We start from the raw sequence: 15,928 nt of genomic DNA on the forward strand, positions 1-15,928 counted from the left end.
CGAGCAGGCCCGATGCCGCCACGCCTCCCCGGGCACCGGACGGTCCGGCCGCCGGTACCGCTCGCCACCGGCCCCGAAGCGCGGGTGACCGGCCCTGCCCGGCACGCCCGTCAGGAGCGGCGCAACCCGCGTCGCCGACCCCGCACACAAAGGAGGACATCATGCAGAACCAGGAACTCGAACTGCTCGCCGAGCTGCACGCGCTCCCCGAGACCGAGCCGCTGGAGGTCGACGGGGCCTCCAACGGCGCGACGTGCGCCTGCATCGGCCTGCTCACGGTCCTGAACACCGTCTGCATCGGCATCACCTGCTGATCGGACGGCCCTCGCCAGCGCGAGCGGTGTCCCCACCGCAGCCGGGACGACACCGCACATCCACCGGTGCTGCCGGCCTTCTGGCCGGCAGCACCGGACACACGGTGTCAACCGCCCCCACCGGCTTCCGAGCGGATTGCCGGTGGGGGCGGCGGACTTCACGGGATGAACGTGCAGATCCTCTCCGGCCTCCCCGCCCCCGGCCGGGAGGTGCCCCATGGGCCGTCCGCTGCGGGCGTCGCCCGCGCTGCCCGGCGCGGTCCGCGACGTCCGGGCCCGCCCGCACCCGCTGGAGGCTGCCCCGTCCGGGGGACCATCAGAGCTCCGCTGTCGGTCCTCCCGTCTACAGTCCGGAACAGGACGCCAGGGAGGGCGGCGTGCATGCCGACGGTCTGCGCGCGCCCCGGAAGAGGTCCGCACGGACCCCACGGGAATCGCAGGAGCGACGCATGGGTGAGCTGCACGTCAACATCATCTCCACGCTGGACGGTGTGATCCAGGCCAACGGCGGCCCCACCGAGCAGGACGGGGACTTCCCGTACGCGGGCTGGGAACGCCCGTTCTGGGATGCGGAGTCCGGCGCACAGGTGGATGCGATCGTGCGGGAGTCCGACGCGCTGCTGCTCGGGCGCACGACGTACGACATCTTCCGCAGCTACTGGCCGGGCAGACCGGATGAGATCGGGCGGGCCTTCGACCGGGTCCCCAAGTACGTCGCGTCCCGCGGCACACCAGAGCTGTCCTGGGACGCCAGCACCCAGATCACCGACGTGGGTGCCGGGGTTCGCGACCTGCGGGAGCGGCATGCGCAGATCCACACGTGGGGCAGCGCGAACCTGTTGCAGACGCTGTTCCGCGAGGCCCTGGTCGACCGGATGAACCTGTGGGTGTGTCCGGTTGTGCTCGGGGAGGGAAAGCGGCTCTTTCCCGAAGGCACGGCAGCCGGCCGCTTCGAGCAGACCGAGCCGCCGGAGTCCTATCCCGGTGGCGTGCTGCTGCTGCGCTACCGGCGCCTGGAGGGACCGCCGGAGACGGAAGCCACGGCGGAAACCGCCGACGCCGGGAACGACGCCGGGAACGATGCCCGGCCCGGCCCCGGATAGAGGTGGCCGCGGCGGTCGGCACGGGGCCGTGTCGTCCCGGCGCGCGGCATCGTCGTCAGCCGTAGGGCTGGAGGAGCTGGTCGACGGGGGCGTAGTCGTCGGTGAGCGGCCGGGCGTCGCCGATCCAGGTGGTGAGGGCGTCGCCGGCGAAGACCTGCCAGCCGGTCTCCCGGGCGTCCAGCCCGTCCCGGACCGCGCCGAGGTCGACCGGTCGGTCGGAGGCGAGCACCACCAGGTTGCCGCCCTCCGGGGCGGCGGCCGGGCCGAGGTCGCTGCCGGCGGGCTCCCCGAGGAGGGCGACGTGCTCGAAGACCTCGCTGAGGGTGGCCGCTTCGGCGCGCGCGAAGGAGAGCCCACCATGGTCGACGAGATTGGCGACGTACAGGCCGTCGTCGTCGAGCACCCGCCGTACGTCGGTCATCGCCTCCACGGTGGTGAGGTGCCACGGCACGCTGACGCCCCCGAAGGCATCGCCGACGACGAGGTCACGGCTGCCGGTGTCCAGTCGCCGCAGGCCGAGCCTGCCGTCCTCGGCGCGTACGTCGATACCGGCGTCCGGTGTCAGACCGAGCTGGTCGCGGCTGATGCGCACCACCCCGCTGTCGATCTCGGACACCAGGCTGCGCGTCCCGGGCCGCGTCGCGGTGAGGTAACGGGGAAGGGTGAGCCCGCCGCCGCCCAGGTGGTGGGCGGCGAGCGGTTCACCTTCCGCGAAGGCCGCATCGACCACCGACGCGAAGGCGCGCACATACCGGAACTTCAGGTAGGTCGGGTCGTCGATGTCGACGTAGGAGTGCCGCAGGCCGTCCAGAACGAGGGTGCGACCGCTGCTCCGGTCGGGATCCTCGACGACCCGTGCGCAGTGGTACCTGGTCTCCGTGTCGCAGCCGCCGGGCGCGACCATGGTCGCGAGGCCGCCGGCGACGAGCGCGAGGATCAGGGCAGGGGTGCTGCTCCACCCGCGCGTGCGCCACCCCACCAGCGCCGAGCCGGCCACCAGCAGTGCGCCCAGACCGATCAGGATGCCGCTGACCGGCAGCCGCGAGACGAGCACGAAGCCGGTGAGGACGGTGCCGACGATGGCCCCGGCGGTGCCGACGCCGGACAGCCGGCCGACCACCGTTCCGGTCTCGGCGAGGCTGGTGAGCCGCAGCTTGGTCACGATCGGCGTCACCGCGGAGAGCAGCGCGGCCGGCACCAGGATGGCCAGCGACGCGATCAGCAGGAGCATCGCCGGCGCCCACTCCGCGGTGGTGCGCAGCGCGGCGGGGGTGAGCGCCACGACCGCTCCGGACACCCCGAGCGCGGGGCCGATGAGCCGGCGCGGACTGACCTGGTCGGCGATGCGCCCGCCCAGCCAGGAGCCGAGGGCGATCGCGGTGAGGGCGATGCCGATCACCATGGTGCTGGTCTCGAGGGTGAGGCCGAGATAGGGGGCCAGCAGCCGCAGGGCGACGATCTCGACCACCAGGACGGAGGCCGAGGAGCCGAACACCAGCACGGCAGCCGCACGGGGACCCAGGCCGTCGTTGCGCGGCGCACCCTCGGCGACAGACGAGGAAGACGATCCGGTCACAACCGACATCCTCGCACGCGGCCCGTGCACGGACGGACGTTGGGAGAAACGCCCGCCGGGAAGGAGGCGCAGGTACGGGTTTCCGGGCCGCAGTTGCAGGGCTCCCAGGCGATCCGTGTGCGGGAACGCAGACGACGCGGGGGCCGAACCGGGTACCCCGCGGCGCATGACCCTCAACGGTGCCGGCCGGAGGGGCGGCCAGGCCGCGGCCGGGTCCCGTCATGCGTGCTCGCCCGGGATGCGGGCCGGCCGTAGGGTACTTGGCCATGAGCATCGAGAAGCCGAGCGACCGAGCCGAACGCGATCCGCGACTGCTGCGTGTCTCCCATGCCGACCGCGACCGGATGGTGGAGATCCTGCGGGATGCGGCGGCCGACGGCCGGCTGGACATCGATGAGCTCGAAGAGCGGATGGAACGAGCGCTCGCCGCGCGCACGTTCGCGGATCTGGAGCCGCTCACGGAGGACCTGCCGGTCGCGGCGCCCGCGCCGCCGGCCGTCCGCGCGCCCGCGACGGCGGCACCGGCACCGGCTCCGGCGGACGGGGAGGCGGAGCGGTGGGAGGTGGCCGGCCAGCGGCTTCGGCGGGAGGGCGCATGGACGGTGCCGCGCCTCGTCGAGCTCACTGTGGCCGGCGGCTCGGCGCGGCTGGACTACACCGTGGCACGCCTGCCGGAGGGCGGGGAGAGCACGCTCCGCATCTCGGCGTACGGCGGAAGCGTGCGGCTGACGGTGCCGCCGGGGGTCGCGGTGGACCTGAGCGGGATCGCGTCGCACGGCGGACGGGTCCGCGACAATGCCTCGCGGCACGCGGTGCCGGGAGCGGTGACGCATGTGATCACGGTGACGGGATCGATGTATGGCGGGACGGTGCGGGTGGAGGCGTCGGACGCGAAGTAGCGGGTCCGGCGTGGGTGCCGGGCACGGAGGAAGCGTTCACGCCGCGGCCCGGGCGCGCCGGCCCGGACCGTAGGAACGTGGCACCGGACTGCTCTCCGCCCGGGCGGGCCGGGTGCCATCGGCGGCCCGGCGCGGGCACCGCCGATCCGGAGGCGGCGGCATTCGGCCGGCAGCGGGAGCGCGGCGGACGCCGGGCAGGCCGGCGGTCGTCCGCCCGGGGCGGGAGAACGGGAGCGGTGGCGCAGTGCCGCTGGCGGTGCCGACGCCGGCGGGAGTGCAGCCAGAGGGCGAGCGTGCCGGTGGCCGTGACCAGCACCCCCGGCCATGTACGGGGCGCCGACGACATGCAGGGCGGGACGTGGCGTGGGAAGACCGCGCACGTCACAGGGTGTGCGCTCCACTCCTTCGCGGGTGTCGGCCGGTGCACCGGAAGGCGCGCCGGCCGGGGACGGCAGGGCTGGTGCGCCACCCGCACGGCCGGGCGACCCGGCCGGAGGCCGCCGGCGGCGGGTGGTGACGGCCAGTGTGGGGCGAGGCGCCGGGCCGTGTCAGGGGCCGTGTCAGGGGCCGTGTCAGGGGGGTGACAGGCGGGTGTCAGGCCCGGCCGGGACGGTGGCGGCATGAAGAATTCGGCAATTGCAGTCTCCGGGCTGCGGAAGGCATACGGGGACAGAGTCGTGCTCGACGGCATCGGCTTCGATGTCGCCGCAGGATCGGTGTTCTCCCTGCTCGGCCCCAACGGGGCCGGCAAGACGACCACGGTGAACGTCCTCACGACGTTGCTGAAGGCCGACGCCGGGACGGTGCGCGTGGCCGGGCACGACGTCGTGACGGAGACCAAGGAGGTGCGCGCGGCCATCGGCGTGACCGGTCAGTTCGCCGCGGTCGACGAGCTGCTGTCGGGCCGGGAGAACCTGCAGCTGATGGCGGACCTCAAGCGGGTGCGCTCCGGTGACCGGGTCGTCACGCGGCTGCTGGAGCGGTTCGGCCTGGCGGAGTCGGCGCAGAGGATGGCGGCGACCTACTCCGGCGGGATGCGCCGGAAGCTGGACCTGGCGATGACGCTGGTCGGCGACCCGCGGATCATCTTCCTGGACGAGCCGACGACCGGGCTGGACCCGCGCAGCAGGCGCACGATGTGGGGGATCGTCCGCGAACTGGTGGCCGACGGCACCACCGTCTTCCTCACCACCCAGTACCTGGAGGAAGCCGACCAGCTCGCCGACCGGATCGCGGTGCTCGACCAGGGCCGCCTGGTCGCCCAGGGCACCCCCGAGGAGCTCAAGCGCCGGGTTCCCGGCACCCATGTCCGGCTCCGGTTCGCCGGCCCCGGGGAGCTCGACGCGGCCGCGGGGATCCTTGCCGGGTCCACGCGGGACGACCAGGAACTGACGCTGCGGGTGCCCAGCGACGGCGAGTCGGGGTCGCTGCGGGCCCTGCTGGACCGGCTCGACGCGCACACGATCAACGCCCAGGAGTTCTCCGTGCACACACCCGACCTCGATGACGTCTTCCTCGCCCTGACCGGGCACACGAGCACGGAGGAGGTCGCACGGTGAGCACCCTCCCGACGCCGCTGGGCGACTCGGCGGCCATGCTGCGCCGCAATCTGAAGCACACCATGCGGAGCCCGGTCACGGTGTTCCAAGCGGTCCTGTTCCCCATCGTGATCATGTTCATGTTCGTCCATGTGTTCGGTGGCGCGTTCGACGTCGACGCCGAATACATCGACTACGCGACCCCCGGTCTGCTCGTGATGGCCACCGCCTACGGGCTGGGCGCCACCGCGACGGCCGTGAACTCCGACATGACCAAGGGCATCATCAACCGGTTCAAGGTCATGGACGTCTCCCGAGGCGCCGTGCTGACCGGGCACGTCGTGATCACCACGCTGCGCTGCCTGGTGGCCGGCGCGGCCATCCTCTCGGTGGCCTTCGCGATGGGGTTCCGTCCGGACGCGGGCGCCCTCGACTGGCTCGGCGCGATCGGCCTGCTCGTGCTGCTCAGCCTCGCGGCCGGCTGGCTCACCGTCGCCCTGGGGCTGGCCGCGAAGACCGCGGAGTCGGCGGGCCTGGCCACCGTGCCGCTGATCATGCTGCCGTTCCTGAGCAGCGCCTTCGTGCCCGCGGAGACGATGGGGGCTGGGGTGCGGCAGTTCGCGGAGTACCAGCCCTTCACCCCGGTCATCGAGACGCTGCGCGGCCTGCTGGAGGGCAACCCGCCGGCCGGCGACGCGATCGCGGCCGTCGCCTGGTGCACCGGGCTCGGGCTCCTCGGGTACGTGTGGGCGGTCTCCGCCTTCAGGAAGCGAGCGTGACCCCGGCCAGCTGAGACCAGCCGGTCCGCGACCCCTCCGCAGCCGCCTCGGCGAACCGCGCGTCTCCGAGGCGGCGCCGCGCGGTCCGCTCGATCCGGGCCGCGTCCGGATGGGAGCGGTCCTGCAGCCCGCGCACCCCGGCACTCGCCGCGAGCAGCCGCGCGGCCTGCGCGTACTCGCCGCGGCGCAGTGCCAGGTCCGCGACCCCGACGAGCACCTGCGCGATCAGCGGCGCGTGTCCCGCCTCGGACGCCGCCTCGCAGGCCGCCGCCCGGTGCGCCCGGGCCTCGCCGGGATCGGCGGCGAGATAGCCGAGCAGGTCGTGCGTGACCGCGCGGTTGGCCGCCCGCCCCGCCTCGTCGCCCAGTACGGCCGTCGCCGCACCGAGCTGCCGGTGCGCCTCCTCGGCGTCGCCGCCCCACCGGGCGAGTTCCGCCTGCGCGAGGGCCAGCTCGGCCAGCCCCTCCGGCCAGACGACCCGCTCCGCGCACCGCCGCGCCTCGGCGACGGCGGCCGCGCTGGCGTCCTCCTCGCCCAGCAGCCAGTACAGCTGCGCCTGCCGCGAGCGCATCCGGATGACGTCCTCGATGGCACCGACCTCGGTGACGGCCGTGATCGCCTGCTCGTAGTACGCGCAGGCACCGGCGAACTCGCCGCGCACGGCGAACCGCTCCGCCAGCTCGGTCAGGGCGAACGACATCCCGACCCGCTCGCCGAGTGCCCGGAACTCGGCGAGCGCCCTCTCCAGGTGCGCGTCCGCGTCCCGCCCGCCCTCGCCGAGAAGGATCCGCATCTTGCCCAGGTGGAACCTGGCCAGCGCGCGCACCCAGGGATCCTCGTCCTCCAGCAGGGGTTCGACAGCGGGCAGGAACGCGTGGGGCCCGCTGAGCATGCGTTCCATCGGGGCGACGAAACCCAGCAGCGGGTGGCCGGCCGGGCTGCGCCGGGTGAACCGGTGCGCCTCGCGGATCCACTCCGCGGCCCGGCGCTCGTCGCCCCGCCCGGAGGTCACGAACAGCACGACCAGCCCGTACACCGTGGCCCGGACCTCGTCGGTCACCTCGCCGGGCGTCCTGGTCGCCGCCATGATCAGCTCGATGCCTTCGGTCCTGTGCCCGCTGAGCCACCAGTACCAGCCCGCGCCCGCCGCGAGCCGCATCGCCGCCTGCGCCTCCCCGGCCGCCAGCGCGCCGCGCATCGCCGCACCGATGTTGTCGTGCTCGGCGTCCAGTGCGGCCAGCCACTCCAGCTGCTCGGCGCGGCGCAGGTGCGGCTCCGCGGTCTCGGTGAGCTCGGTGAAGCAGGCCAGGTGCGCCTGGCGCGCCCGCTCCGACTCCCCCGCCTCCGCGAGCCGGTGCCCGGCGTACTCCCTGATCGTGCCGGTCATGCGGTAGCGCGGGGCGGTGCCGCCCTCGGCGCGCAGCAGCGACTTCTCGGTCAGCGCGGTGAGCAGCTCGAGCACCTGCTCCGGTTCGACCGCGTCGCCCGCGCAGACCCGTTCGGCGGCTTCCAGGCTCGCCCCGCCGGAGAACACCGAGAGTCTGCGCAGCACCGTCCGCTCGGCGTCGCCGAGCAGTTCCCAGCTCCAGTCGACCGCCGCGCGCAGCGTCCGGTGCCGCGGCAACGCCGTCCGGCTGCCGCCGGTCAGCAGGCGGAACCGGTCGTCGAGCCGGCCGGCGAGCTGGTCGACCGACATGGTGCGCAGCCGGGCCGCGGCCAGTTCGATCGCCAGCGGCATCCCGTCCAGCGTCCGGCAGACGCGCTCCATCGTCGCCAGCGTGCGGGCGTCGGCCGCGAGATCCCGGCGCACCGCCCCGGCCCGGTCGCGCAGCAGCCGGACGGCGGGTGAGGACTCGATCTCGCCCGGGCCCGCGTCACCCTCCGGCAGGGCCAGCGGCTCGACCGGCCACAGCGCCTCCCCCGTGATGCCGAGCGGTTCCCGGCTCGTCGCCAGGATCCGCAGCCGCCGGCACTCCCCGAGCACCCGGTGGGCGAACACCGCCGCGGACTCGATCACGTGCTCGCAGTTGTCCAGGATCAGCAGCGCCTCCCGCTCGCGGACCGCGGCGACGAGCCGGTCCGCCGGCTCCGTGTCCGGGGCCGCCCCGCCGAGCAGGGTGTCCCGCAGGTCCAGCCCGGCAAGCGTCGCCTGCGCCACCTCGGCCACGCCGCCGTCCGCGCCGATGGCGGCGAGCTCCACCAGCCAGACTCCGTCCGGCAGATCGCCCAGCAGCGTGCGGGCGGTCTCCGTGGCCAGCCGGGTCTTCCCGGAGCCGCCCGGCCCGGTGACGGTGGTGAGCCGGTGCCGGGCGATCAGTCCGCGGACCGCGGCGACATCGGCACCCCGGCCGACGAAGGTGGTCAGCTCGGCGCGCAGGTTGGTCCTGCGGCTCTCCTTCCGCCGCCCCGGCCCGCCCCGCAGCAGCGCGACGTGCAACGCGGCCAGCTCCGGCGAGGGGTCCACGCCCAGCGCGTCGGCCAGGGCCTCCCGCGCGCGCTGGTACACCAGCAGCGCCTCGCTGTCGCGGCCGGCCGCGACGAGGGCGCGCATCAGTGCGGCGACGAGCCGTTCCCGCACCGGGTGCACGGCCACCAGGTCGGCCAGCTCCGCGACCACCTCCGCACCACGCCCGAGGGAGATCTCCGCCTCGAACCGCTCCTCGGCGGCGGTCAGGCGCAGCCCCTCCAGCCGGACCGCCGCGGCGTCGAACGCGGCGCTGTCCTGCAGGCCGACGTCCTGCAGGGCCGCGCCGCGCCACAGTCCGAGGGCCTCGCGCAGCAGCCGCACCCGCCGGAACCCGTCCCCGGAGCGGGCCCGGCCCGCGACGACGAGCCGTTCGAACCGCACGGCGTCGACGGCGTCGGGCTCCACGGTCAGCCGGTAGCCGTCCGGCTGCCCCTCGACCATCCCGTCCGGCATGGCCTTCCGCAGCCGGGAGACCAGGCGCTGCAGGGCGTTCGCCGCATCGGCGGGCGGATGCTCCCCCCAGATCCAGTCGACGAGCGAGGCCTTGGGCACCACGTGGCCCGGGGTGAGCGCCAGGGCGGCCAGCAGTCCGCGCAGCCGCGCGCCCGGCACCTCGACCAGGCCGCCGTCGTCCCCGCGGACCTCCAATGGGCCCAGCATCCCGATCTGCACCCGCCGATTTTGTCACGGGGCGTCCGGGCCGGCGGCCCCGCGGCCGCGCCCGCCTCCCGGCCGCCGCCGGCCGTGGCACCGCGCTCCTCATGCGAGCGCCAGCGGACCGGCGGGGGCGGCGGGGCGCCGCCTCACACCGCGGACAGGGCGGTGCCCAGCCCGCGGGCCCGCTCGGCCGGGTCCCGGGCGTCGGAGGCCCAGGCGATGTGTCCGTCCGGACGGACCAGCAGCAGGGTGCGGCGCCGCGGACTGGCCCAGTGGACCCGGCCGACCCAGCCGCCGTGGTCCGAGGCGCCGCCGTCCCCGGGCAGCTCCTCGCCGGCCGGGGTGACCAGCACGTACCGGCCCGGACGCAGCGCCTCGTACAGCCGGGAGCCGCCGGCCAGGGCCAGGTCCGGGGCCCGCCGCCCCACCAGCGGATGCGCGCCGGGCGGCGCGGGGTACGCGACGTCGATGCCGCTGACCCGGCCCGTCACCCTGCGGCGGAGGGCGGGGACGCCCAGGGCGAGGCGGCTCAGCACCGTCCGCGCCAGGAACTGCGGCCGGTTGCGCACCATGGCGGCGCGGATCAGCACGCCGCTGCTGCGCAGCGCGGCGGTGCCGACCGGGTGCCGTTCCGTGTGGTAGCTGTCCAGCAGGGCCGCGGCCCCCGGCCGGCCGTCCAGCGCGGCGGCGAGCTTCCAGGACAGGTTGGCGGCGTCCTGGAGGCCGACGTTCATGCCCTGGCCGCCGGCCGGGGAGTGCACGTGGGCGGCGTCCCCGGCGAGGAAGACCCGGCCGTCCCGGTACGCGGGCACCTGCCGTTCGTCGCTGCGGAAGCGGGACAGCCAGCGGCAGTCGTGCATGCCGAAGTCGGTGCCGAACACCTGGCGGCTGAGCCGGCGGACCTCGTCCAGCTCCAGCGGCACGTCCTCCGGCGCGTCGTACTCCCGGCTCCAGCCGATGACCCGGTGGTGGCCGTCGCCGAACGGGGCCAGGATCGCGAAGGCCTCCGCGGTGCCGTTGGCGGTGAACGACTGCCGCCGTGGTGGTCCGGCGAGCCGGACGTCGGCCAGCACCATGGAGGTGACCGCGGACTCGCCCGGGAAGGGCATGTCCAGGGAGTGCCGGACCGTGCTGTGGTGACCGTCCGTGCCCACCGCGTAGCGGGCGTGCACGGTGCTTTCGCCCCCGGGGGTCCGCACCCGCAGGGCGACGCCGTCGTCGTCCTGGCTCAGGTCCAGGAACTCGGTCTCGTGACGGAAGCCGGCCCCGGCCCGCTCGGCGCGCCGCTGCAGCACCCGCTCGGTCTCGTACTGCGGGGTGATCAGCACGAACGGGAAGCGGCTGGGCAGCTCCCGCATGTCGATGACCAGGCCGGAGAAGACCCGTGCCCGGGAGATCCGGTTGCCGGTGGCGATCAGCTCGCCGGCCAGCCCGCCGGGGGGCGTGCTGCGGCTCATGACGTCTTCCTCCCCGCTGTCTTCCGGTGTCTTCCGGTGTCTTCCGCTGTCTCCGCTGACGGCTCCGCCGCCTGCGTTCCCGGCGGTTTTCCGGGCCGGGGGACGCGAGGGACCGGCGGAAGGTGGCGAGTACCGCTGGGGGACACGCCTACACCCCCGGGATCACGGCGGCCGGGGCGAGGTCCCGGGAACGCGCCCGGTACGCCCGGCCCGGACGGCGGCGCCGGCGGGCGCGACGTGCGCGCCGCTCTGCACCGGGCGGCGTGACCGGGGCGGGCACGGGCAGCCGCCGGGTGCGGCCGGGGTCGATGTGCGGACGGCGACGTGATCCACTTGGCGGATGGAGGTTCTCGGAGCAAGCGTCATAGCGGTGCTGGGCACCCTGCTGGGCACCACGGTCGCGCACCACTACCAGCGCAAGTCGACCAGGCTGGCGGCCGAGATCGAGCGGGCCGAACGGCTGCGGCAGGAGCGGCTGGACGCCTACGCCGCGTACGGCGGGGCGCTCATGGACTACCGGCGCGGCGTGATGGACCGCTGGTATGCCGAATGGGACAACCACCCCGAGGACGACCGGCTGTCGCTGCGCCGCAAGTCCTACGAACTGCGCACCGCCGCCCAGGAGGCCATGTTCAGGGTGGAACTCCTCACCGACAGCCAGGCCTTGGTGGACAAGGCGCGGGCGGCGCTGACGGAAGTGGAAACGATGTACGAGAAACGGGACCGCAAGGCGTTCGCCGAGCGCCGCGCGTCCTCCAAGGCCGCCATTTACGCGTTCGTCACCGCCTCCAGGTCGGCCTTGGACTCCGGCGGGACGGGCAGCCGCAGCCGGGACGGCAGTCGCTGAGCAGTGCCGTGGTGGTTCCGCACGTCAGGGCCGGCCTCGGCGGCGCGGATGTCCGGTGCGCAGGCCGGGCTTCGCCCCGGTCCGCCCGCCCGGCCCACGGCCGGCAGGGGCCGGGGTCAGGTCACGAGGAGGAAGGTGAAGTCACGGTCGGCCAGGGTGCCGTCGCTGGCGCTGGTGTAGATCTCGGCACGGCTGGTGCCGAGGGTGGCGATGTGGGCGTTGTCGGCCATCCACCAGTTGCTGCCCCAGATGCTGACCGCTCCGCTGGGCACATCGGGGAAGGCCGGGTCGTACTCGATGACGTACCTGCCCGGGCCCGGTTTCGAGACGGTGAAGTTGCCGCTGCCGGCGGCGACGGAGCCGTCGGCGCGGACGGTGCCGCGCACCAGCAGCAGCGCCCCCGGTCCGGGGCCGTCACCGTTGCCGGGTACGCGCCGCAGATGCAGCGCGGTGCCGTAGTAGGCGTCCAGCCAGATGCGGCGGTCCTCGCCCTCGCCGTCCAGGGCCGGGCTCTCGAAGACCTGCGCACTGCCGCTCCCGGGGTTGACGGTCACGCGGGCGTGTTCCAGGCACCACGCCGGGCCGGAGCCGGTGGGGTCCAGGCGCAGGTAGGCGGGGAAGCGGTCCAGGTCCGCGGTGTCCAGGGCCGGGCTGCGGGGGTCGTTGAAGCCGGCGTCGAAGACATCCGCGCCCTCGCCGAGGGTGAAGGTCTCCTGCGCGCCGCGGGCGAAGCCGGACGCGCTCTTGCGCAGCCGGAACTCCCGGCCGGCCAGGCCGAGATAGACGCGGCCCTCGGTTTCGGCTCCGCGGACGTCGGCGGTGTGGATCCGGACGGTGACGGTGGTGATGGCTGCCATGGAGGACTCCCGCTCTGCCGGTCTGCGGTGGTGCGCAGGTGTTCTTCCCGCACCGCCGCAGCGGCAGTTCACTCACACGGGTGTCACCGGAATCCGTGCGGGGCCCGCGCCGCGCCCGGTGTCCTTGCCCCGTACCGCCCGCCGCGCACCCGGGCTCACGCCGCAGCAGCCGCGCCCGTCCGCACGCCGGGCGGCGTGCGCGTTCCCCAGCCGTAGCGGTCTCTCAGATGACGCCACCAGTGGGTGGAGCTCTGGTCCCGGCCGTCGTTGCGGAAGCCGTAGCGGCGCTGCCGTACGTCTCCTCCCGGTGCTTCCAGACCTCGTCGAGGGCGGTCACGAGATGTGCGGGCGGGTTCCCGTCGGCACCGGGCGGGACGAAGGCGGGGCCGGAGGCGCTGCGGCGCTGCGGCGCCTCGCGGGCGTGGCGGGGTCAGTGCCGGTCGCCGCTTCCCGTGCCGTGCGGACCGGATTCCGTGGCGGTGTGCCGCAGGAGAGCGGGCACGAGGAGATCCCACGCGGCCGGCGGCGGCGCCTGATGGCCGAATCCGTCGAGCATCAGCAGCCGTGCGTCCGGGATCTCGCGGACCAGCGCCTGCGCGTGGCCGGGCGGGAAGAGCGGGTCCTCGCTGCCGTGGACGACCAGCGTCGGCGCGGCCACCTCGGCCAGGCTGCGGGACGCACCGCCCTCGCCCTCCGCGATGCTCCAGTGGTTCTTCACGCTCGACTCCGGGCCGGCCGTCCGGCCGACGGCCCGGCGGGCCACCGCGCGGACCCAGGGCTCGTCGAAGGAATCCGGGCCGGCGTACGGCCGCTCCTGCTCCACGAGGTATTCCACGACGGCATCGCGGTCGCTCCAGTCGGGCTCCGGCGCCGGGGCGTCGAACACCGCCCCGAGCCGGTCCGCCACCGGCGGGAGGCCGGTCCCCGGGGCGACCGGGAACGCGGGGCTGGCCGACATCAGGGTCAGCGTGGCCACCCGGTCCGCGTGCTCGACCGCGAGGTGCTGGGCGATGCCGCCGCCCATCGACAGCCCCACCACGTGCGCCCGGCCGCCGGCCAGTGCCTCGATCAGTCCGGCCGCGTCGCCGGTCAGGTCGGAGCCGGTGTAGGCGGGCTCCCCCGGCGGCCAGCCGGCCGAGCGACCGGTGTCGCGGTGGTCGTACCGGATGACGAACCGGCCGCCGGCGGCCAGCCGCCGGCAGAACTCGGCGTCCCACCAGTCCATCGAGCATGCGCCCCCGGCGATGAGCAGCACCGCGGGCGCGCGCGCATCGCCGAAGGACTCCGTGCACAGCTCCACACCGCCGACGCGCACCATCGCCTCACCCATGGCGCCACCCTAGGAGAGGCCACCGACAATGCCCGGGAACCGGGACGCCACGGAACAAACCGCCCCGGGGGTTCCTCCCCGGCCTCCCGCAGGCGCTGCCGGGCCTGCCCCGCGGCCGGGTGCCGGCGGAGAAGCCCGCCGGCGGGGAAAGCGGCTCGGTGAGGCGGCCCGGCACCCGCTCCCCGACGGCCGCCGGCGGCGGTGTGCCCGCCGCGGATGCGGCCGGACGGCGCGGTGACGGCGCGGTGACAGGACGGGCCGGGGAATCAGGAGACGGGAGCGCCGAACCACCGGGGCACCGTGGCGAGCAGGTCCTGCTGATCCTCACCGACCCATGCCACGTGACCGTCCGGCCGCAGCAGCACCGCGGGGACGTCGAGTTCCTCGGCGGGGTCGGCGACATGGTCGATCCGGTCCGCCCAGCCCGCCACCGTGAGCCGGCCGGTCCGGTCGACCAGCAGCCCGCGGCCGCGGTGCATCAGCTCGTAGAGGCGCCCCCGCTTCAGCCCGATGTCCGGCATCCGCCGGCCGAGCAGTGCGTGGCCCGCGCCGATGTCGTAGCGGACCGCGATCGCCGAGATCTTCTCGATCAGGTACCGGTTCACCTCCTCGAAGTCCATCAGTTCCGACACCAGCCGGCGCACCGCCCGGGGGCCCGGATCCGGGGACAGCAGCTCCAGCTGCGCGCGGGTGGTGACGAGAACGTCCGCGGCCACCGGGCGCCGTTCGGTGTGGTAGCTGTCCAGCAGTCCCTCCGGTGCCCAGCCGCCCACCTCGGCAGCCAGTTTCCAGCCGAGGTTGAACGCGTCCTGGATGCCGAGGTTGAGCCCCTGGCCGCCGGTCGGCGGGTGGATGTGCGCCGCGTCGCCCGCCAGCAGCACGCGGCCGGCACGGTAGCGCTCGGCAAGGCGGGTGGCGTCGCCGAAGCGGGAGAGCCAGCGCGGCGAGTGCACGCCGAAGTCGGTGCCGGCGAACGCCCGCAGCCGCTGCCGGAACTCCTCCAGGGACGGCGGGACGGTGCGGTCCGGGGCCACCCCCTCGGCGGGCACGACCAGGCGGTACAGCCCGCCCCCGAGGGGGATGGCGCCGAACCGGAACTGGGTCCTGCGGACTTCGGCCACCACGGCGGCCAGTTCCTCGGGCGGCACGGCCACCTCCATCTCGCCCAGCAGCGTCTCCACCCTGGTGGGCTCACCGGGGAAGCCGACGCCGAGCAGCTTGCGGACCGTGCTGCGTCCGCCGTCGCAGCCGACGAGGTAGCGCGAGCGCAGCCGGGTGCCGTCGGCCAGCTCGGCGGTCACCCCGTCCGCGTCCTGGGCCAGCCCGACCAGTTCGCAGCCGCGCCTGAGCTCGGCGCCGAGCGCGGTGGCGTGCTCGGTCAGCAGGTGCTCGGTGATGCTCTGCGGGATGGCCAGGACGTACGCGTGTGCGGTGTCCAGCCGGTCGGGCCACGGCTTGTCGATGCCGGCGAAGAAGCCGCCGACCGCGTACTGCCTGCCGCGTGCGAGGAACCGCTCCAGCAGACCGCGCTGGGCCATCACCTCGATGCTGCGGACATGCAGCCCGAGCGCGCGGGACAGCCCGGACGGCGCCGTCTCCTTCTCCAGCACGAGCACGCGCACGCCGTGCAGCCGAAGCTCTCCGGCCAGCATCAGGCCGGTCGGTCCGCCGCCGGCGACGATCACGTCCATCATCAGGACCCCCCATGGGAAGACAAGGTTGCATGCCGGCCGCCCGCTGCTGACGGCGCGGTGCGGCGCGGAGCGGTGCCCGTACCGCCGCGCGGCCGCGTCGGCGGCTCCGCGTTCGACGGGAACCCGTGCACCGACACGTACGCACGTACTTCGCGAACCGTCGCTTTCCGCAGGTTCCGGCTCAGGCCGGAGATTCTGCGGCACGACCCGGGTCTTGCCGCAAGGCCCCCGGTGCGCTATAGGTTGAAAGTGGCGAGGAGTTGATGAGCTCCTTGCCTTTCTTCTGTGCGNTGGCGAGGAGTTGATGAGCTCCTTGCCTTTCTTCTGTGCGCCCGGGCCCCGGATCGCTCCGGGCGCCGCCCGTCCTCGCGTCCGGTGCCCGAGCCGCGATCACGGCACCCGGCCCCCGC

General features: G+C 74.7%; 12 protein-coding genes. 6 read left to right on the plus strand and 6 right to left on the minus strand.

Translation table 11 applies throughout. The features are described from left to right. The first annotated feature begins 161 nt into the window (after positions 1-161). A complete protein-coding gene (locus GQS09_RS14080) occupies positions 162-314 on the plus strand; it encodes a VenA family class IV lanthipeptide (protein ID WP_165986398.1) in 153 nt (50 codons plus the stop codon). A 449-nt stretch (positions 315-763) separates the two neighbouring features. After that, positions 764-1,417, plus strand: coding sequence for a dihydrofolate reductase family protein (locus GQS09_RS14085; RefSeq protein WP_165986399.1), 654 nt, complete (start codon positions 764-766; stop codon positions 1,415-1,417). 55 nt (positions 1,418-1,472) lie between these two features. On the opposite strand, the gene GQS09_RS14090 is transcribed toward GQS09_RS14085, so the two are convergent. Continuing rightward, positions 1,473-3,002 carry a fused MFS/spermidine synthase gene (locus GQS09_RS14090; RefSeq protein ID WP_165986400.1) on the minus strand — a complete coding sequence of 510 codons (1,530 nt, stop codon included), beginning with the start codon at positions 3,000-3,002 and terminating at the stop codon, positions 1,473-1,475. A 257-nt stretch (positions 3,003-3,259) separates the two neighbouring features. Here GQS09_RS14090 and GQS09_RS14095 point away from each other — a divergent pair, with 257 nt between their 5' ends. From GQS09_RS14095 to GQS09_RS14105, 3 genes are all read left to right on the plus strand, one after another. Then, positions 3,260-3,892 carry a DUF1707 domain-containing protein gene (locus tag GQS09_RS14095; protein WP_165986401.1) on the plus strand — a complete coding sequence of 211 codons (633 nt, stop codon included), beginning with the start codon at positions 3,260-3,262 and terminating at the stop codon, positions 3,890-3,892. A gap of 620 nt (positions 3,893-4,512) precedes the next feature. Further along, positions 4,513-5,451 (plus strand): ATP-binding cassette domain-containing protein, encoded by a 939-nt coding sequence (locus tag GQS09_RS14100; protein ID WP_165986402.1) that lies wholly within the window; start codon positions 4,513-4,515, stop codon positions 5,449-5,451. Continuing rightward, positions 5,448-6,209 carry an ABC transporter permease gene (locus tag GQS09_RS14105; RefSeq protein WP_313896137.1) on the plus strand — a complete coding sequence of 254 codons (762 nt, stop codon included), beginning with the start codon at positions 5,448-5,450 and terminating at the stop codon, positions 6,207-6,209. The genes GQS09_RS14100 and GQS09_RS14105 overlap by 4 nt, the downstream gene beginning before the upstream one ends. Here the strand turns inward: GQS09_RS14105 and GQS09_RS14110 are convergent. Both GQS09_RS14110 and GQS09_RS14115 read right to left on the minus strand, forming a co-directional pair. Next, positions 6,193-9,348, minus strand: a complete 3,156-nt coding sequence (locus GQS09_RS14110) for a BTAD domain-containing putative transcriptional regulator (protein ID WP_165986403.1) — start codon at positions 9,346-9,348, stop codon at positions 6,193-6,195. The genes GQS09_RS14105 and GQS09_RS14110 overlap by 17 nt on opposite strands. Positions 9,349-9,479: 131 nt before the next feature. Further along, a complete protein-coding gene (locus GQS09_RS14115) occupies positions 9,480-10,790 on the minus strand; it encodes an FAD-dependent monooxygenase (RefSeq protein ID WP_165986404.1) in 1,311 nt (436 codons plus the stop codon). A 340-nt stretch (positions 10,791-11,130) separates the two neighbouring features. Here GQS09_RS14115 and GQS09_RS14120 point away from each other — a divergent pair, with 340 nt between their 5' ends. After that, a complete protein-coding gene (locus GQS09_RS14120; protein ID WP_165986405.1) occupies positions 11,131-11,637 on the plus strand; it encodes a hypothetical protein in 507 nt (168 codons plus the stop codon). Between the two features lie 116 nt (positions 11,638-11,753). Here the strand turns inward: GQS09_RS14120 and GQS09_RS28620 are convergent, their stop codons facing one another. The 3 genes from GQS09_RS28620 to rox all read right to left on the minus strand — a co-directional run bounded on the left by GQS09_RS28620 (position 11,754) and on the right by rox (position 15,518). After that, entirely contained in the window at positions 11,754-12,494 is a 741-nt protein-coding gene (locus tag GQS09_RS28620) for a hypothetical protein (RefSeq protein ID WP_207957816.1), read from the minus strand. Between the two features lie 430 nt (positions 12,495-12,924). Next, complete coding sequence (locus GQS09_RS14130; RefSeq protein WP_165986406.1) at positions 12,925-13,824, minus strand: alpha/beta fold hydrolase; 900 nt, start codon at positions 13,822-13,824, stop codon at positions 12,925-12,927. 266 nt (positions 13,825-14,090) lie between these two features. Beyond that, complete coding sequence (rox, locus tag GQS09_RS14135) at positions 14,091-15,518, minus strand: rifampin monooxygenase (RefSeq protein ID WP_165986407.1); 1,428 nt, start codon at positions 15,516-15,518, stop codon at positions 14,091-14,093. Positions 15,519-15,928 lie beyond the last annotated feature (410 nt).

It is taken from the genome of Streptomyces sp. YIM 98790 (assembly GCF_011421595.1).
Classification (GTDB): Bacteria; Actinomycetota; Actinomycetes; order Streptomycetales; family Streptomycetaceae; genus Streptomyces.